10 protein-coding genes, 2 tRNA genes and 3 rRNA genes are annotated in these 18,720 nt (G+C 57.2%); 13 read left to right on the forward strand and 2 right to left on the reverse strand.

Going from position 1 to position 18,720, the window contains the following annotated elements; genetic code table 11:
• Positions 1–343: 343 nt before the first annotated feature.
• The 5 genes from C8C89_RS05795 (at position 344) to rrf (ending at position 5,517) form a co-directional block, all read left to right on the forward strand.
• A 16S ribosomal RNA gene (locus C8C89_RS05795) occupies positions 344–1,874 on the forward strand.
• An 81-nt stretch (positions 1,875–1,955) separates the two neighbouring features.
• Positions 1,956–2,032 (forward strand) — tRNA-Ile (locus C8C89_RS05800).
• Positions 2,033–2,057: 25 nt separating this feature from the next.
• Positions 2,058–2,133: transfer RNA gene (locus tag C8C89_RS05805), tRNA-Ala, on the forward strand.
• Between the two features lie 243 nt (positions 2,134–2,376).
• Positions 2,377–5,266: ribosomal RNA gene (locus C8C89_RS05810) — 23S ribosomal RNA — on the forward strand.
• 138 nt (positions 5,267–5,404) lie between these two features.
• Positions 5,405–5,517: ribosomal RNA gene (rrf, locus tag C8C89_RS05815) — 5S ribosomal RNA — on the forward strand.
• The 16S, 23S and 5S rRNA genes sit together here with 2 tRNA genes alongside, the layout of an rRNA operon.
• Positions 5,518–5,653: 136 nt before the next feature.
• On the opposite strand, the gene rtcR is transcribed toward rrf, so the two are convergent.
• On the reverse strand, positions 5,654–7,258 hold the full coding sequence (gene rtcR / locus C8C89_RS05820) for an RNA repair transcriptional activator RtcR (protein WP_133989115.1): 1,605 nt from the start codon (positions 7,256–7,258) through the stop codon (positions 5,654–5,656).
• Between the two features lie 246 nt (positions 7,259–7,504).
• Here rtcR and C8C89_RS05825 point away from each other — a divergent pair, with 246 nt between their 5' ends.
• The 5 genes from C8C89_RS05825 (at position 7,505) to C8C89_RS05845 (ending at position 13,039) form a co-directional block, all read left to right on the forward strand.
• On the forward strand, positions 7,505–9,028 hold the full coding sequence (locus tag C8C89_RS05825; RefSeq protein ID WP_243857907.1) for an RNA-binding protein: 1,524 nt from the start codon (positions 7,505–7,507) through the stop codon (positions 9,026–9,028).
• A 270-nt stretch (positions 9,029–9,298) separates the two neighbouring features.
• Entirely contained in the window at positions 9,299–10,528 is a 1,230-nt protein-coding gene (locus tag C8C89_RS05830) for an RtcB family protein (protein WP_133989117.1), read from the forward strand.
• Positions 10,529–10,544: 16 nt separating this feature from the next.
• On the forward strand, positions 10,545–11,564 hold the full coding sequence (rtcA, locus tag C8C89_RS05835; protein WP_133989118.1) for an RNA 3'-terminal phosphate cyclase: 1,020 nt from the start codon (positions 10,545–10,547) through the stop codon (positions 11,562–11,564).
• A gap of 131 nt (positions 11,565–11,695) precedes the next feature.
• Positions 11,696–12,181, forward strand: a complete 486-nt coding sequence (pedF, locus tag C8C89_RS05840) for a cytochrome c-550 PedF (protein WP_101483104.1) — start codon at positions 11,696–11,698, stop codon at positions 12,179–12,181.
• A 24-nt stretch (positions 12,182–12,205) separates the two neighbouring features.
• Positions 12,206–13,039 (forward strand): transporter substrate-binding domain-containing protein, encoded by an 834-nt coding sequence (locus tag C8C89_RS05845; RefSeq protein WP_243857908.1) that lies wholly within the window; start codon positions 12,206–12,208, stop codon positions 13,037–13,039.
• Between the two features lie 57 nt (positions 13,040–13,096).
• Here the strand turns inward: C8C89_RS05845 and C8C89_RS05850 are convergent, their stop codons facing one another.
• Complete coding sequence (locus tag C8C89_RS05850; RefSeq protein ID WP_347876578.1) at positions 13,097–15,328, reverse strand: TonB-dependent receptor; 2,232 nt, start codon at positions 15,326–15,328, stop codon at positions 13,097–13,099.
• A 110-nt stretch (positions 15,329–15,438) separates the two neighbouring features.
• Here C8C89_RS05850 and C8C89_RS05855 point away from each other — a divergent pair, with 110 nt between their 5' ends.
• The 3 genes from C8C89_RS05855 to C8C89_RS05865 all read left to right on the forward strand — a co-directional run bounded on the left by C8C89_RS05855 (position 15,439) and on the right by C8C89_RS05865 (position 18,703).
• Entirely contained in the window at positions 15,439–16,395 is a 957-nt protein-coding gene (locus C8C89_RS05855; protein WP_133989119.1) for a beta-propeller fold lactonase family protein, read from the forward strand.
• A 338-nt stretch (positions 16,396–16,733) separates the two neighbouring features.
• Positions 16,734–18,254: an aldehyde dehydrogenase gene (adh, locus tag C8C89_RS05860; protein ID WP_099404118.1), complete on the forward strand. Its 1,521-nt coding sequence runs from the start codon at positions 16,734–16,736 to the stop codon at positions 18,252–18,254.
• A 53-nt stretch (positions 18,255–18,307) separates the two neighbouring features.
• A complete protein-coding gene (locus C8C89_RS05865; protein WP_101483101.1) occupies positions 18,308–18,703 on the forward strand; it encodes a DUF779 domain-containing protein in 396 nt (131 codons plus the stop codon).
• Positions 18,704–18,720 lie beyond the last annotated feature (17 nt).

Consider the following 18,720-nt stretch of genomic DNA (forward strand, 5'->3'; position numbering starts at 1 on the left):
GGGCTGGGTAGTAAAAAGTTTTTAAGTGCAATGCGCTGAAAAACGGGGTTGACGAAATGGCCGAAACGCTTCATACTCTTCCTTCTTCGCAGCTGACAAACACAACGCTTTGTCGATAGCGCGAAAGCAGTACCGAATACCGTTCTTTAACAATTAACAGTCGATAAGTGTGGGCATTTGATGTAAGTGCAGCGCCAATCTTCGGATTGGCGTCTAACTTAAAATATCAAATGTTCACAAGAAATAATGAAATAGGATACTTCTTCGGAAGTAGCCTGTCAGTTTTTTGAGTGAGCGACCCGTCGCAAGACGGTGCCAATAAAATGGCAAAGTAACAGAGATTAAACTGAAGAGTTTGATCCTGGCTCAGATTGAACGCTGGCGGCATGCCTTACACATGCAAGTCGAACGGCAGCACGGAGCTTGCTCTGGTGGCGAGTGGCGAACGGGTGAGTAATATATCGGAACGTACCCTAGAGTGGGGGATAACGTAGCGAAAGTTACGCTAATACCGCATACGATCTAAGGATGAAAGTGGGGGATCGCAAGACCTCATGCTCGTGGAGCGGCCGATATCTGATTAGCTAGTTGGTAGGGTAAAAGCCTACCAAGGCATCGATCAGTAGCTGGTCTGAGAGGACGACCAGCCACACTGGAACTGAGACACGGTCCAGACTCCTACGGGAGGCAGCAGTGGGGAATTTTGGACAATGGGCGAAAGCCTGATCCAGCAATGCCGCGTGAGTGAAGAAGGCCTTCGGGTTGTAAAGCTCTTTTGTCAGGGAAGAAACGGTGAGAGCTAATATCTCTTGCTAATGACGGTACCTGAAGAATAAGCACCGGCTAACTACGTGCCAGCAGCCGCGGTAATACGTAGGGTGCAAGCGTTAATCGGAATTACTGGGCGTAAAGCGTGCGCAGGCGGTTTTGTAAGTCTGATGTGAAATCCCCGGGCTCAACCTGGGAATTGCATTGGAGACTGCAAGGCTAGAATCTGGCAGAGGGGGGTAGAATTCCACGTGTAGCAGTGAAATGCGTAGATATGTGGAGGAACACCGATGGCGAAGGCAGCCCCCTGGGTCAAGATTGACGCTCATGCACGAAAGCGTGGGGAGCAAACAGGATTAGATACCCTGGTAGTCCACGCCCTAAACGATGTCTACTAGTTGTCGGGTCTTAATTGACTTGGTAACGCAGCTAACGCGTGAAGTAGACCGCCTGGGGAGTACGGTCGCAAGATTAAAACTCAAAGGAATTGACGGGGACCCGCACAAGCGGTGGATGATGTGGATTAATTCGATGCAACGCGAAAAACCTTACCTACCCTTGACATGGCTGGAATCCCGGAGAGATTTGGGAGTGCTCGAAAGAGAACCAGTACACAGGTGCTGCATGGCTGTCGTCAGCTCGTGTCGTGAGATGTTGGGTTAAGTCCCGCAACGAGCGCAACCCTTGTCATTAGTTGCTACGAAAGGGCACTCTAATGAGACTGCCGGTGACAAACCGGAGGAAGGTGGGGATGACGTCAAGTCCTCATGGCCCTTATGGGTAGGGCTTCACACGTCATACAATGGTACATACAGAGCGCCGCCAACCCGCGAGGGGGAGCTAATCGCAGAAAGTGTATCGTAGTCCGGATTGTAGTCTGCAACTCGACTGCATGAAGTTGGAATCGCTAGTAATCGCGGATCAGCATGTCGCGGTGAATACGTTCCCGGGTCTTGTACACACCGCCCGTCACACCATGGGAGCGGGTTTTACCAGAAGTAGGTAGCTTAACCGTAAGGAGGGCGCTTACCACGGTAGGATTCGTGACTGGGGTGAAGTCGTAACAAGGTAGCCGTATCGGAAGGTGCGGCTGGATCACCTCCTTTCTAGAGTTTGCACGAATCATGTAAATGATTCACGCATCAAATGTTCACACTTATCGGCTGTTAATATAAAGAACAGCATTTGGGGCTGTAGCTCAGCTGGTTAGAGCACCGTGTTGATAACGCGGGGGTCGTTGGTTCGAGTCCAACCAGCCCTACCAGTTTCTGCAGTCTGGAAATACCCTAGGGGGATTAGCTCAGCTGGGAGAGCACCTGCTTTGCAAGCAGGGGGTCGTCGGTTCGATCCCGTCATCCTCCACCAAAAGTTCAAACGTAAATCAGTGCTGATTAATGCACCGGGATTTAGGTTTGGTCTTTTCGAGATCAAGTGCTGTATGTTCTTTAACAATCTGGAAGAAGTAAAGATTATTTATTGATTGATTTGCCGTAAAAAGCAAATCGATGGGTAATGATTGTATGTATCAACAAACAAGCAACAACGTTGTACTTTCTTATCCCTGTAGCGCTCTTTCATTATGCAAATGATGAGAGGCTAACGTTATAGGGACAAGCGAATAAGTGCACATGGTGGATGCCTTGGCGATTACAGGCGATGAAGGACGTAGTAGCTTGCGATAAGCTGCGGGGAGTGAGCAAACACACTTTGATCCGCAGATTTCCGAATGGGGCAACCCACCCTTTTAGGGTATTGCATACTGAATACATAGGTATGCAAGGCGAACGCGGCGAACTGAAACATCTAAGTAGCTGCAGGAAAAGAAATCAACCGAGATTCCCAAAGTAGCGGCGAGCGAAATGGGAAGAGCCTGTACGTGATAGTCGGACCGATAACAGAATCCTCTGGAAATAGGAGCCATAGTGGGTGATAGCCCCGTATGTGAAATTGGACCGGTGATACTAAGCGTACGACAAGTAGGGCGGGACACGTGACATCCTGTCTGAATATGGGGGGACCATCCTCCAAGGCTAAATACTCGTAATCGACCGATAGTGAACCAGTACCGTGAGGGAAAGGCGAAAAGAACCCCGGAAGGGGAGTGAAATAGATCCTGAAACCGTGTGCATACAAACAGTAGGAGCGGACTTGTTCCGTGACTGCGTACCTTTTGTATAATGGGTCAGCGACTTACATTCAGTGGCAAGGTTAACCGAATAGGGAAGCCGTAGAGAAATCGAGTCCGAATAGGGCGATCAGTCGCTGGGTGTAGACCCGAAACCAAGTGATCTACTCATGGCCAGGATGAAGGTGCGGTAACACGCCCTGGAGGTCCGAACCCACTAATGTTGAAAAATTAGGGGATGAGCTGTGGGTAGGGGTGAAAGGCTAAACAAACTTGGAAATAGCTGGTTCTCTCCGAAAACTATTTAGGTAGTGCCTCAAGTATCACCATCGGGGGTAGAGCACTGTTATGGCTAGGGGGTCATTGCGACTTACCAAACCATTGCAAACTCCGAATACCGATGAGTGCGAGCTTGGGAGACAGACGTCGGGTGCTAACGTCCGGCGTCAAGAGGGAAACAACCCAGACCGCCAGCTAAGGTCCCAAAGATTGGCTAAGTGGAAAACGAAGTGGGAAGGCTAAAACAGTCAGGATGTTGGCTTAGAAGCAGCCATCATTTAAAGAAAGCGTAATAGCTCACTGATCGAGTCGTCCTGCGCGGAAGATGTAACGGGGCTAAGCCAGTCACCGAAGCTGCGGATATTGTTCTGTGATTTATCACAGATATATATGGTAGGAGAGCGTTCTGTAAGCCTGCGAAGGTGTCTTGTAAAGGATGCTGGAGGTATCAGAAGTGCGAATGCTGACATGAGTAGCGATAATGGGGGTGAAAAGCCTCCACGCCGTAAGCCCAAGGTTTCCTGTTCAACGTTCATCGGAGCAGGGTGAGTCGGCCCCTAAGGCGAGGCAGAGATGCGTAGCTGATGGGAAGCAGGTTAATATTCCTGCACCGTCGTATGATGCGATGGGGGGACGGATCGCGGAAGGTTGTCCAACTGTTGGAATAGTTGGTTTTTGGCTCATAGAAGGCACTTAGGCAAATCCGGGTGCGGAATTCAAGGGGTTGAGACGAGTGAACTTGTTCACGAAGCAATCGGAAGTGGTTCCAAGAAAAGCCTCTAAGCTTCAGTCATACGAGACCGTACCGCAAACCGACACAGGTGGGCGAGATGAGTATTCTAAGGCGCTTGAGAGAACTCGGGAGAAGGAACTCGGCAAATTGGTACCGTAACTTCGGGAAAAGGTACGCCCCGGTAGCTTGATTGGTTTACTCCATGAGGGTGAAAGGGTTGCAATAAACTGGTGGCTGCGACTGTTTAATAAAAACACAGCACTCTGCAAACACGAAAGTGGACGTATAGGGTGTGACGCCTGCCCGGTGCTGGAAGATTAAATGATGGGGTGCAAGCTCTTGATTGAAGTCCCAGTAAACGGCGGCCGTAACTATAACGGTCCTAAGGTAGCGAAATTCCTTGTCGGGTAAGTTCCGACCTGCACGAATGGCGTAACGATGGCCACACTGTCTCCTCCCGAGACTCAGCGAAGTTGAAATGTTTGTGATGATGCAATCTACCCGCGGCTAGACGGAAAGACCCCATGAACCTTTACTGTAGCTTTGCATTGGACTTTGAACCAATCTGTGTAGGATAGGTGGGAGGCTTTGAAGCGGGGACGCTAGTTCTCGTGGAGCCAACCTTGAAATACCACCCTGGTTTGTTTGAGGTTCTAACCTTGGTCCGTTATCCGGATCGGGGACAGTGCATGGTAGGCAGTTTGACTGGGGCGGTCTCCTCCTAAAGTGTAACGGAGGAGTTCGAAGGTACGCTAGATACGGTCGGACATCGTGTTGATAGTGCAATGGCATAAGCGTGCTTAACTGCGAGACTGACAAGTCGAGCAGGTACGAAAGTAGGACATAGTGATCCGGTGGTTCTGTATGGAAGGGCCATCGCTCAACGGATAAAAGGTACTCTGGGGATAACAGGCTGATTCCTCCCAAGAGTTCATATCGACGGGGGAGTTTGGCACCTCGATGTCGGCTCATCACATCCTGGGGCTGTAGCCGGTCCCAAGGGTATGGCTGTTCGCCATTTAAAGTGGTACGTGAGCTGGGTTTAAAACGTCGTGAGACAGTTTGGTCCCTATCTGCCGTGGGCGTTGGAAATTTGAAGGGGGCTGCTCCTAGTACGAGAGGACCGGAGTGGACGAACCTCTGGTGTACCGGTTGTCACGCCAGTGGCATTGCCGGGTAGCTAAGTTCGGAAGAGATAACCGCTGAAAGCATCTAAGCGGGAAACTTGCCTTGAGATGAGATTTCCCAGAGCCTTGAGCTCTTTGAAGGGTCGTTCGAGACCAGGACGTTGATAGGCTGGGTGTGGAAGTGCAGTAATGCATTAAGCTAACCAGTACTAATTGCCCGTACGGCTTGTCCCTATAACCTTAGCAGGTACAGAGGATAAGACGGTACAACGTTGTGAGTTTGTTGATACTACTATTCATTACCCCAATCTTTGCTTCTTCCAGATTCAGGCTTTGTCGCTCAATTGAGGACAAATGCCAGTACAAGTTATGCCTGATGACCATAGCAAGTTGGTCCCACCCCTTCCCATCCCGAACAGGACCGTGAAACAACTTTGCGCCGATGATAGTGCTGCAACCAGTGTGAAAGTAGGTTATCGTCAGGCTTGTTATTCGCAGTAGAAGAAAACCCCACCGGACTCCGGTGGGGTTTTTTTTCGTCTGCAGGTTTGTGTTGCAAGACGGTTGGATACAAAAAAGGCAGCGCTGCGCGCTGCCCGCTGCCTTTGCCGTTTAATTAAGTCAACATACTCTGTGCCATTCCAGGTCAAAGCGGGCCAGGAATTTCTTGAGCCTGTCCGCATCATTCGGCTTGGCTTTCACGGCACGCGAGACTGCATACAGCGTGCGGCCCGCATCGGACAGGCTGTTCGATTGCCGGCATACCTTGATCACTGCTTGCAGCTGCAACGCATCGAACAGGTCGAGTTGCGCGGCAGCCTGCTCTCCCATGATCGCTGCCAGGTCCACTTCCGGATGGGCGCTACGCCCACCATGATGCTGCCACATCCGCTGCAGGCGCTTGATCTCTTCGTCGACCACGCCATCCGTGATGCGACCCGCTTCCGATAGAGTCGCCAGGCGCGTGACAGCGGCCGACAGATCGCGGAAATTGCCATTCCATGCTGAGGTGGGCAAGGTGGCGAAACGCATGAAGCGTTCGCGGGCCTCCTTGTTGAAGCGCACTCGTTCGCCCGTTTCGGCGCCATATTGCGCCAGCAGATATTCCAGGTTCGGCTCGATGTCTTCCGGACGCTGCACCAGGCCAGGCAATTCATAGGTCCACAGGTTGATGCGCGCATACAGGTCTTCGCGGAAGCGGCCGGCGGCTACCTCCTTGCCCAGGTCGCGGTTGGTGCCGGCGATCAGCTGGAAGTCGCTCTGCACTTCCGTGTCCGCACCTACAGGGAAAAAACGTTTTTCTTCGATGGCTTTCAGCAGCATCGCCTGTTCGTCTAGCCCTAGCTCACCGATTTCATCGAGAAACAGCAATCCCTTGTGTGCGCTGCGCAGCAAGCCTGGCCGGTCCACGCCGGCGCCAGTGAATGAACCCTTGATATGGCCGAACAGGGTGGACGCGGCGCCGTCGCCATGCAGGGTGGCGCAATTGAGATCGATGAATTTGCCGTCGATCTGGTGGCGCGATTTTTTCAGTTCATAGACGCGGCGCGCGAGAAAGGATTTGCCGGCGCCCGTAGGCCCCATCAGCAGCATGGGGGCGCGGGACTTGATGGCGACGCGCTCGATTTCCTCGATCATGGCGTTGAACTTCGCATTGCGCGTGGCGATGCCTGACTTCAGGAAGGCCACGCCTTCGGCCTGTTCGCGCGTAAAACGCTGGGCGATCTGATCGTAGCGGGACAGATCGAGGTCGATCAGCGCGTAGCTGCCGGGATTGCCGGCAGCCTGGCGCTTGGGCGGTGATGTCTGCACGAGGCGGCCGGGGAAATAGCGTGCCTCCGTCATCAGGAACATGCAGATTTGCGCCACGTGGCTACCGGTGGTGATGTGGATCCAATAGTCTTCCTTGTTCGGATCGAAGGGGTAGTTGTTGGCGAAATCGTAGAGGGCGCCGTACACGTTCTCGAAGTCCCAGGCATCGCTGATGGGGAGTGCATGCGCGATTAATTCGGTTTCCGGCGAGACGCTGGCGATATCCTGCGACACCTGCTGCACCAGGTTGCTGAACTGGCTGCCTGCGTACAGCAACTCGAAACGGTCGATGATCTTGTCCTCGTGCTGGGTCAGGGCGATGCTGGGGCGCCACTTCTCCCAGCGTGCCGCGCCCCTGCCATTGTCGAGTTGCGTGCCGAGAAAGCCGATGACGACAGTGCGTTTTGCTTGCATATTTTGGATAAGACTTTATCTGAAAAGATAATTGTATTCGAAATCGCAATGCCTGCTAATTCCCGTTGAAAAATACAGATGAAAATATTATTTCATAAAATCAATGACTTATGATCTTTTTTGACGAGGGTGGAAAAGCTGGCACAGCGCTTGCAATAGAGAGGATACAAACGAGATAAAACGAGTAGAAGAGAGGATCACATCATGGCCAACTTGCGGCTATTCCAAAGCACTAAACAAACCAGCTTGCTGCCAGCCGCACTGGGCTTCAACGCGGAAGGCGCGCCAGCCTACGCGCTGACGCCACGCCACCAGCTGGCCCAGTATGCGGCCACGGGCTGCCTGAACACGACGTTCTATGCGAGCGCCGAAGCGCAGCTGGCGAGGGTGCTGGAACTGTGCAAAGCCGTGGAGCCGGCCTTCATTGCGAAAACGGCCGTGTATTGCCGCGAACGGGGCTACATGAAAGACATGCCGGCCTTGCTGGTGGCGGTGTTGGCGGCGCAGGGCGCTGTGGAATTTCCGCCAGCTTTCGAGCGCGTCATCAACAATGGCAAGATGCTGCGCAACTTCGTGCAGATCATGCGCTCGGGCGTCGCGGGCCGCAAGTCGCTGGGGTCGCGTCCGAAAAAACTGGTGCAGGCATGGTTGAACAGCGCTTCGGAGCAGGTTTTGCTGGCCGCAGCCGTGGGCAATGCACCCTCGCTGGCCGACGTGGTGAAGATGGTGCACCCGAAACCGCAGGATGCCTGGCGGGCAGCGTTTTTTGCATGGCTGATCGGCAAGCAGTACGATGCCAAGGCACTGCCGCCGGCGCTGGCCGCGTTCGAGGCTTACAAGCTTGATCCAGCGCAAGCGATACCGGAAGTGCCGTTCCAGATGCTGACGGCGCTACCCTTGTCTGCCCGGGACTGGGCGCAGATCGCCCGCCAGGGCAGCTGGCAGATGGTGCGCATGAATCTGAACACCTTTGGCCGCCACGGCGTGTATGCGATCGACGGCATGCCGGAATTGATTGCCGCGAAGCTGCGCGATTCCGAGGCGATTGACCGGGCGCGGGTATTTCCGTACCAGTTGATGTCGGCCTGCATGGCCGCCAGCGAGAGCGTGCCCGCCATCGTGCGCAATGCGCTGGAGCAGGCGCTGGAAATATCGCTGCTGAACGTGCCGCGGATAGCGGGCAGGGTGGTGGTGTGTCCCGACGTTTCCGGCTCGATGTCCTCGCCCGTCAGCGGTTTTCGCGGTAGCGCCACCTCGAGTGTACGTTGCATCGACGTGGCGGCGCTGGTGGCGGCGGCCATGCTGCGCAAGAATCCGGACGCCATGGTGCTGCCGTTCGAGCAAAGCGTGGTGACATGCCAGCTCGATGCGCAGGGCACGGTGATGGAGAACGCGGCAAGGCTGGCGGCCATCGGAGGTGGCGGCACCAATTGCAGTGCGCCACTGCTGCGGATGAACAGCAAGAAGGAGCTGGCGGACCTGGTGATTTATGTCTCTGATAACGAATCGTGGATCGACGCCAGACGCAGCGGCGCCACGGCAACGATGGGACAGTGGACTGTCTTCAAGCAGCGCAATCCGCAAGCGAAACTGGTGTGCATCGATATTGCGCCGCACGCCACGACGCAGGCGATGGAGCGCGAGGATATCCTGAACATCGGTGGTTTTTCCGATGACGTATTCAGGATTATCGCCGCCTTTGCTGCAGGTCGGCTGGACCCCGCGCACTGGGTGGGAGAAATCGACGCCATCGATGTTGCAAGTTGTTGAAGTAAAGCGCATGAATGCGGACAAGACTACATAACAGACGTCCTGTCCAACCTTGTCATGCGCTGCAGTACCCCGAATGCCGACAGGATTACATAGCTTAGCCGCGTCAAACCGGCCTGGCAGGCGCAGTGAGCTTGCCAGAAAATCCTGTCCCACCTTGTCGGGTTGTCGTACGGATGAATGCCGGTGGAACTACATCCAGGGCCGATGCGTCGGCAACGTTTCACCAATCCTGGTCATCCCCCCGGATAACATGAGAAGAGAGAACATATGAAAGAATACGAAGTCCTGCATGCCGAAGGCAGCCGTCCCGTGAAAATGTGGACCCGTGGCGTGCCTGTCGAAGAAGCGGCCAAAAAACAATTACGCAACACGGCGACCCTGCCGTTCATTTACAAGCATATCGCCGTCATGCCCGACGTCCACCTGGGTAAAGGTTCGACCATCGGCAGCGTGATTCCCACGCTGGGCGCCGTGATTCCGGCGGCGGTTGGCGTGGATATCGGGTGCGGTATGATGGCGGCGAAAACCACGCTGACGGCCAGCGACTTGCCCGATAACCTGGGGCCACTGCGCAGCGCCATCGAGCGCGCCATTCCGCACGGGATGTCGCCGAAGACGCGCGGCCACCGCGGCCGCGACGAAGGTTCCTGGCATACGCCGCCTTCGGTGGTCGATGCGGCCTGGCTGCAACTGAAGGATGAATTCGATGCCATTTGCCTGAAAACGCCCAAGCTGAAGAACACGAATAACTACCGCCACCTGGGAACTTTGGGCAGCGGTAACCACTTCGTCGAAGTCTGCCTCGACGAGCAGGGCTCGGTGTGGTTCATGCTGCATTCCGGCTCGCGTGGCGTGGGCAATGCCATCGGCACCCATTTCATCGAATTGGCCAAGCAGGATATGCGTACTCACTTCATCAACCTGCCCGACCAGGACCTGGCTTATTTGGCCGAGGGAACGCAGCATTACGACGATTATGTGGAGGCGGTGGGCTGGGCCCAGCGTTTTGCCCGCAACAACCGCGAAGTGATGATGCAGAACCTGATCGCGGCCGTGCGCACGGTCATCCATAAGCCGTTCCAGACGCATGTGGAAGCCGTCAACTGCCACCATAACTATGTGCAGAAGGAGCACCACTTCGGCAAGGATGTACTGGTCACGCGCAAGGGCGCCGTCTCGGCCCGGGCCGGCGAACTGGGGATCATTCCCGGCTCCATGGGGGCGAAGAGCTTTATCGTGCGCGGTAAAGGAAATGCGGAGAGCTTTCATAGCTGCAGCCACGGTGCGGGACGCACGATGAGCCGCACGGAAGCGAAGCGGCGTTTCAACCTGGAGGACCAGATCCGCGCCACGCAAGGCGTGGAATGCCGCAAGGATGAAAACGTGATCGATGAGATTCCGATGGCCTACAAGGATATCGATGCGGTGATGCTGGCGCAGCGCGAGCTGGTCGATGTCGTGCATATCCTGAAGCAGGTCGTCTGCGTCAAAGGATAAGAGAGAGAAAGTAGAGATGATAGAAATAGATGGAGCGCAAGGTGAAGGCGGCGGACAGATTTTGCGCTCGGCGCTGAGCCTGTCCATGATCACGGGGCAAGCATTCCGCTTGACGAATATCCGCGCGGGGCGGGAAAAGCCCGGCCTGCTGCGCCAGCATTTGCTGGCCGTGCAGGCGTCGGCCGCCATTTGCGGGGCGCGCACGACGCCGCTGGCGCTGCGCGCAGCTAGCCTGGAATTCGTGCCTGGCTCCATACGCGGTGGCGATTACCGTTTTGCCATCGGCAGCGCCGGCAGTTGCACCCTGGTGCTGCAAACCCTGTTGCCGGCCCTGCTGCATGCGGATGGGCCGTCCACCGTGCGCATCAGTGGCGGCACGCACAATCCCATGGCGCCGCCCGTGCATTTCCTGCAGCGCGCGTATGGCCCCATCCTGCAGCAGATGGGTGCCGAGGTGGAGATCGCGCTGCAACGCTACGGCTTTCATCCCGCAGGCGGCGGCGAAGTGATTGCCACCGTACAACCGTGTCCGCGCTTGCGGCCTATCGCATTGCTGCAGCGCGGTGAACGGAAAGCAGGGTATGCGGAAAGCGTGTTGGCGGGCCTACATGTGAACGTGGCGCAGCGCGAGTTGGAGCGTGTCGCCAGCGGCATGGGCTGGAGCGGCAAGCAGCTGCGTATCGTCGGCTTGCCCGCGGAGCAGGGGCCGGGCAATGTCTTGTTGCTGACGCTCGAGCATGAGCATGTCACGGAAGTGTTTACTTCTTTTGGCGAAAAGTACTTGCTGGCGGAATCTGTGGCCAAGCGCCTGCTGAACGAGGTGCGCGCCTATCTGAAGACGGATGCGGCCGTCGGCGAGCACCTGGCCGACCAGCTCTTGCTGCCCATGGCGCTGGCCGGTGGTGGCGCCTTCAGTTGCAGCAAGGTCTCGCAGCATGCGCTGACGAATGCGGAGGTGATTTCCCGGTTTTTGCCTGTGCGTATCACTTTCGAGCAGCAGGAGCGGGCCAGCATTTGCACGGTGGCCTCCGTCTGACGCGCGCGGTGACACAACTACCTGTTGCAGCTGTTCCAAATTGATACATGGGCGACCGGATGTGGGGCATATAGGCATGGCATGGCATTTGCTCTTCTTGGATATTCACTAAAAAAACCAAGGAGACCAGCATGACCTATTCCATCCGTACCCTGCTCGGCGTGGCAGCCGCCGGTGCCGTCGCACTCACTTCCCTGCTGACCTTGCCGCATGCCTATGCGCACGGCAATGTCACGCCGCAAGGCGTCGACACCACGGGCTTGCCCAAGGTGGGCGACAAGTGGCTCGAACAAAACCCGTATCGTGGCAACAAGCTGGCCCTGACGGTGGGCACCTCCGCCTACAACCAGAATTGCGCCCGCTGCCACGGCATCGAAGCCATCTCGGGTGGCATCGCGCCGGACTTGCGCCAGCTCGACCGCGATTGCTTCGGTATCAAGAATGAGACAAAGAAACAGGCATGCTACAAGGAAACGGACAATTATTTCCTGGCGACCATCCGCCACGGTAAAGTACGCAATGGCGCCGTGTACATGCCGCCGTTTGAAGGTGTCTTCAACCAGGAAGCCATGTGGGCCATCAAAACCTACCTGGAAACCCGCCGCGATTCTAACTGAGCCGATTGATCACCAAGGAGTCCCATGCGTTCATTTCAATTCCGTGGCGCGCGCGCGATGCTCTCGCTCGCCTGCCTGGCGCTGTGCGCAGCCGCGCCAGCGCGCGCCGACTGGCAGAAAGTGCAGCAGTCGGGCAGCCTGAAAGTGGCGGTGTACAACGAGTTCGCGCCGTTTTCCGACAAGGGCGCGGGCATCGATATCGACATTGCCGAAGCGCTGGCCAAAAAGCTGGGTTTGAAACTGAGCTTGCTGCCCTTTCCCGCCGGTGAAAACCTGAATGACGATTTGCGCAATATGGTGTGGAAGGGCCACTACCTCGGCTATGGTCCTGCCGATGTCATGTTGCATGTCCCGGTCGACAAGAAGTTGATGGCGGATAACGACAAGGTCGAGATTTTCGCCCCGTATTACGTGGAAACCGTGCGTCTGGCGCGCAGCGCGCAAGCCGTGCCGCAATTCGATGGCATCGCTTCGCTGGCCGGCAAGCGTATCGGCGTGGAAAAGGTATCGATCGCCGCCATGCTGATGCTGGGTGAAGACAATGGCAAGTACCGCGACGACGTGCGTATCTTCGACACGGCTGCCGAAGCCTTGCAGCAATTGCAGGCGGGCCAGCTCGACGCCGTGCTGGCGAATCGTTCGGAAATCGAGTCGGTGCTGAAAAGCGATTCCGCTTTCCCCTTGAGCGAGGTGGCGTTCGCCCGCTTGCCGCGTGCCGGCTGGGCCGTGGGTCTGGCTGTCAGCCGTCAGCAGCTCGACGTGGCCAAGTTGCTGCAGGCGGCCATGAACGAGATGGCGGCTAGCGGCGAATTGAAAGCCATCTTTGAGAAATATGGCGTGAAGGAAGCACGGCCGTAGCAGGCTATGTTGATATGCCAAGAAGCCCGCGCATTGGAAGATGCGCGGGCTTTTTTCTTAGAACGAATATTGCGCGCTGGCGCCCAGCAGCCAGTTACGGCCCGGCGCCGCTTCATAGTAGCGTTTGTTGCTGTCGCCAACGATGACGGAACCCACATAGGTCTTGTCGAAAAGATTGTTCAGGCGGGCAAATTCCTTGAAGCGCCATTTGCCCGCGTTTTGCTTGGCGTTGACCCTGGCATTGAACACCGTGTAGCCTGGCGCCGGTTTTTCGCTGTTGCTGTCTTCCGCGTAGATCTGGTTGCTGGCCACGCTTTCCAGTGCCGCGCCAAAACGGTCCAGCGTGTCTTTCCATGCCAGTTCCGCGAACAGGTTGGCGCTGGGTACGCCCGGCAAGCGGCTGCCTTCGCGCACGCTGCCGAAGGCCTGGTCATACACGGCGTGCAGGCTGGTCAGCGCCACTTTTGTCGTGAAGCCATACGGCAGGCTGGAGTCCAGCGACACTTCCATACCCTGGCGCAAGGTCTTGCCCCCATTACGGTAGCTGGTGCGCCCGCCGCTCGATTGATCGACCACCAGTTCGTCGCTGGTCTTGATCTGGAATAAGGCTGCATTCAGATGCGTGTTGCTATTGATCCTGGCTTTGATGCCCGCTTCCAGGTTGGTGCTGGTGGCCGGTTTCAGCTGGTAATTGAAGCCGCTGCCCGTGCCCGAGTAAAACAGTTCGTTCAGGGTGGGCGCCTCGAAGCCGCGTGCGGCGCTGGCGTAGACGTTGACGCTGGGCGTCAGCTTATACAGCAGACCCAGCACCGGTGTCGTGTGGCTGAACTCCAGGCTGCCACTGTCGTCGCCATTGCTGAGAAAGTGGTCGTTGACCGCCACTTTCATCTTACTGTAGCGCACACCTGCGCTGAGCAGCCATGGGCCGCTTTGCCATTCCGCCTGGATATACGGATCGAGGCTGGAGACGACATCCTGCTCGTCGCGGCGCAGCTTGCCTTTTACGCCAAAGCCATTGCCAATGTAATTCTCATAGCCGGTGCGGTCATCGCTGGAGCGGCCGTAATCGATGCCGATGGTGGTGCTCAGCTTGCCGCCTGCCAGCTGGTTCACGTGCAGCCAGTTCGTATCGATGCCATAAAACTGGCGCTGGAAGTCAACCACGCCGCCGGAATGCTTGGGGGGCGCCTGGAAGCCCTTGTTGAAGGCCTGATATTGAATCACGTCACGGTTGCCGCCATACACGGTCACATGCAGGCGGTCCTCGCCGAACGCCTGTTCATAGGTGGCGCCGATTTGCTGGTGGTCGATGCTTTTGCGCGTGTTGTAGCGCTCGGCAAAGGTGCGCTTCGGGTTTTGCGTATCGGTGGTGTCGATTTCGCCTGCGCGCGGGTTGGCGGCAAACGTGGCCCAAGTGACGCCCAGGGGATCTTGCGTATTGCCCTGATGCAGGCTGTTGGCGACGATGGTCAGCTTGCTGTCTGCATTGGGCTTGACGGTGATCTTGCCAAAAGCCTGTTCGCGCGTGGCGGCGCTGTGGTCGCGGAAGCCGTCCGTGCGGAAGCGTGAGCCGTCGAGCACGTAGCCGATGCCGCCTGCCTGTCCTTGCGCCGTCAAGTCCACCTTGCTGGTGCCGTAGCTGCCGCCCGTTACATTCAATTCGACGGATGGGGGATTTTGCCCATCCTTGGAAAAGAGCTGGATCACGCCGCCCGAATGGTTGCCGTAGATGGCAGAAAATGGCCCGCGCAGCACTTCGATGCGCTCCGCCGTGTCCAGGTTGAAGGTGGCGGCCTGGCCCTGGCCATCGGGCATGCTGGCCGGAATGCCATCGCTGATCAGTTTGACGCCGCGCACGCCGAAGGCCGAACGGGCGCCGAAGCCGCGTGAGGAGATTTGCAAGTCTTGTGCGTAGTTCTGGCGGTTTTGCACCACCAGGCCCGGCACGGCGGCCAGCGCTTCCGACGCGTTGACGCGGATTTGGCCCTCCTGGATGCGGGCGCTATCGACTACATCGATCGAGGCCGGCACTTCCTGGCTGGGGTGGGCGATGCGGCTGCCGCTGACGACCACCGTATCCATGACTTGTCCGGTGGCCAGGTCAGCGGACTCGGCGGCGAAAGCGTGGGGGCGAGGGTGGCGCTGCCGGCGACAAACAGGCTGGCAATGGTGTTCAAGCGGAAACGATGCTGCATGCGGGTTCTCCAATGTGAATAAAAGCCTGCTTGGACGCGTGAGCGGCGCAGGTCTGCATAGTCTTATCAAGCAATATGCCTGCCATGTCTCCATTGGTGGGCTGAAATTATACGCGTGTCAGTGGCACGGCGTTTGCATGCAGCAATGTTCAGATGCGCCGATACCGCGCGCTTTCCCCTCGTTTTGCTATGGAAAAGGTGATTATGCCCAACTTCTTCTCGCGCTTGCGCCAGGTTTGCTGGCTGCTGCCTGTGCTCGCCAGCAGCGCCATCCAGGCTGCTCCGTTTGCCTATGTGCCCAATGAAAAATCGGGCACCCTGAGCGTGATCGACACGGCGACCGACCAGGTAGTGCGCCAGATTGCCGCAGGCAAGCGTCCGCGCGGCATCGCCGCCGACCCCACAGGACGGCAATTGTTTGTCACGGATGCCGCCAGCAGTGCCTTATTGCTGATTGACAATGAAGGCGGCGCGCCCCTGCGCACGGTGGCGCTGGGCAAGTCGCCCGAAGGCGTCAGCGCATCCCATGACGGTCGTTACGTGGCTGTGGCCGTCGAGGAAAACAATAGCGTGGCCTTGCTCGATGGCCAGACGGGTGTCTTGCTCGCCGACATCAAGGTGCAAGGGCGGAACCCGGAACATGCCGTGTTCAGCCCCGATGGGCGCTGGCTGCTGGTGAGCGCGGAAGAGGCCGAGCAAGTCGATGTCATTGATGTTGCGCAACGCCGCCAGGTCGCTTCCATCGCTGTCGGCCTGCGTCCGCGCGGCATTGGTTTCAGCCCCGATTCGGGCCGAGCCTATGTGGCGTGCGAACTGGTCAATGCCGTGTATGTGATCGACATGGCCGCGCGCAAGGCGATTGCCACCATTCCAGCGGGCAAGAATGCCAACGGTATCGCTGTCCATCCCAGCGGCAAGCAGGTGTATGTCTCGAACGGCACGGATGGCACGGTGATGGTGATCGATACGGCCAGCAATCAGGTCACGGCCACCATTCCCGTCGGCAAGCGCCCGTGGAATATGGCCATCACGCCGGACGGTGCCAAGCTGTACGTGGCCAATGGCCGCTCGAACAGCGTTTCCGTCATCGATACGGCCAGCGCGCGCAAGGTGGCCGATATTGCCGTGGGCGAATTGCCATGGGGCGTGGTGATTCGGTAGTGGCACAGGCGCAGGTGTTCCAGTCTGGCACACCTGTTCCATTGTGCAGCGGCGCAGGGGCGCAGCAACAGCACTGGCCCGGATTGGAACAGGGCGCCGCCACCTTGTTCAAAACCCAAACAGACCCACGCCCGCCTTTCATGCCCGGGGCAGGCGATGAAAAGCGGGCCGGGTTTGGCGCCACGCCCTTGTAAGCGGGGAAAAACCCGCTAAGTTTGTAGTGGGATGGCGAGCTGGCACGGCATTTGCGGAAGACTCCGTGTACTCACCCCATCTGTACCAGGACGTTTGATTTTAATTACAGCAATTCCATTCTAATTAACCCGATAGAGGACGACATGAATCTCGCAGACATCAGCAAACTGGGCGTAGCCAATCCCTTCAAACAACGCTATGACAATTACATCGGCGGCAAATTCGTTGCGCCAGTAAAAGGTGAATACTTTCCTAACATCACGCCCATCACGGGCTTGCCGTTTTGCGAAATCGCCCGTTCCACGGCGGAAGACGTCGAGCTGGCGCTGGACGCCGCCCATGCCGCCAAGGATGCCTGGGGCAAGACTTCACCTGCCGAGCGCGCCAACATCCTGAACCGCATCGCCGACCGCATCGAACAGAACCTGAGCCTGATCGCCACGGCGGAAACCATCGATAACGGCAAGCCGATCCGCGAGACGATGAATGCCGACATTCCGCTGGCCATCGACCATTTCCGTTACTTCGCCGGCTGCATCCGCGCGCAGGAAGGTTCCGTCGCGCAAATCGACGCGGAAACCTATGCCTACCACTACCACGAACCGCTGGGCGTCGTGGGCCAGATCATCCCGTGGAATTTCCCGATTCTGATGGCCGTGTGGAAACTGGCGCCAGCCCTGGCAGCCGGCAATTGCGTGGTCCTGAAACCGGCCGAGCAGACTCCCGCCTCCATCATGGTGTTGATCGAGCTGATCGGCGACTTGCTGCCACCGGGCGTGTTGAACATCATCAACGGTTTCGGCCTGGAAGCGGGCAAGCCGCTGGCGTCGAGCAAGCGCATCGCCAAGATCGCCTTCACGGGTGAAACGGGTACGGGCCGCTTGATCATGGGTTACGCCGCGCAGAACCTGATTCCCGTCACCCTGGAGCTGGGCGGCAAGTCGCCGAATATCTTCTTTGAAGATGTGATGGATGCTGACGATGATTATTTCGACAAGTGCCTGGAAGGCTTCACGATGTTTGCGCTGAATCAGGGCGAAGTATGCACCTGCCCATCGCGCGTGCTGATCCAGGAATCGATCTACGAGAAATTCATCGAACGAGCCTTGAAGCGCGTGGCCGCCATCAAGCAGGGTAATCCGCTCGACTCTTCCACCATGATCGGCGCCCAGGCGTCGCAGGAGCAGCTGGAAAAAATTCTGTCCTACCTCGATATCGGCCGCCAGGAAGGTGCCGAAGTGCTGGCCGGTGGCGAGCGCAATACGCAGGCAGGCGACCTGGAGGGTGGCTACTACGTGCGTCCGACCGTGTTCAAGGGCAACAACAAGATGCGCATCTTCCAGGAAGAAATTTTCGGGCCCGTCGTGTCCGTGACCACCTTCAAGGATGAGGCCGAAGCGCTGGCGATTGCCAACGATACCTTGTATGGCCTGGGCGCCGGCTTGTGGACGCGCGACGGTTCGCGCGCCTTCCGCATGGGGCGCGCCATCCAGGCGGGCCGCGTGTGGACCAATTGTTACCACCTGTATCCAGCCCACGCCGCATTCGGCGGCTACAAGCAATCGGGTATTGGCCGCGAAAACCACAAGATGATGCTCGATCACTACCAGCAAACGAAGAACTTGCTGGTGAGCTATAGCCCGAAAGCCCTGGGCTTCTTCTAAACCGGCACACGCGCCGCGCCCCTGGCCGGGCGCGGCGTGCAGAAAGGGATGCCATGAGTGCAGCAATTGCCCGGGTGGTCGCCACCGTAGCGGCGCTGGAAATGATGGACAAGTTGCGCCAGCGTCACGGACCGCTGATGTTTTTCCAGTCGGGCGGCTGCTGTGATGGCAGTGCGCCCATGTGTTATGCGCTGGGCGAGTTCGATGTCAGCGATACCGACATTTATCTCGGCAATTTGAATGGCACACCGTTTTACATGGGACTCGAGCAATTCGAGTACTGGGAGCATACCCAGTTGATTATCGATGTGGTCGATGGCAATGGCGGCATGTTTTCACTCGACAACGGCACAGGCAAGCGCTTCCTGACGCGCTCGCGCCTGTTCACCGATGAAGAGTGCGCCTTGTTGCATGCCCAGCCGCATGAACACGACAGAAAAAGCACCTGAGAGTTACACACACATAC

The sequence above is a fragment of the Janthinobacterium sp. 75 genome (assembly GCF_004365495.1).
GTDB lineage: Bacteria > Pseudomonadota > Gammaproteobacteria > Burkholderiales > Burkholderiaceae_D > Janthinobacterium.

Excerpts from the sequence above, each read along its gene's own strand:
- rtcR (WP_133989115.1), bottom strand. The coding sequence starts at position 7,258 with ATGCAAGCAAAACGCACTGTCGTCATCGGCTTTCTCGGCACGCAACTC.
- C8C89_RS05830 (WP_133989117.1), top strand. The coding sequence starts at position 9,299 with ATGAAAGAATACGAAGTCCTGCATGCCGAAGGCAGCCGTCCCGTGAAA.
- rtcA (WP_133989118.1), top strand. The coding sequence starts at position 10,545 with ATGATAGAAATAGATGGAGCGCAAGGTGAAGGCGGCGGACAGATTTTG.
- pedF (WP_101483104.1), top strand. The coding sequence starts at position 11,696 with ATGACCTATTCCATCCGTACCCTGCTCGGCGTGGCAGCCGCCGGTGCC.
- C8C89_RS05845 (WP_243857908.1), top strand. The coding sequence starts at position 12,206 with ATGCGTTCATTTCAATTCCGTGGCGCGCGCGCGATGCTCTCGCTCGCC.
- C8C89_RS05850 (WP_347876578.1), bottom strand. The coding sequence starts at position 15,328 with ATGGAGACATGGCAGGCATATTGCTTGATAAGACTATGCAGACCTGCG.
- C8C89_RS05855 (WP_133989119.1), top strand. The coding sequence starts at position 15,439 with ATGCCCAACTTCTTCTCGCGCTTGCGCCAGGTTTGCTGGCTGCTGCCT.
- adh (WP_099404118.1), top strand. The coding sequence starts at position 16,734 with ATGAATCTCGCAGACATCAGCAAACTGGGCGTAGCCAATCCCTTCAAA.
- C8C89_RS05865 (WP_101483101.1), top strand. The coding sequence starts at position 18,308 with ATGAGTGCAGCAATTGCCCGGGTGGTCGCCACCGTAGCGGCGCTGGAA.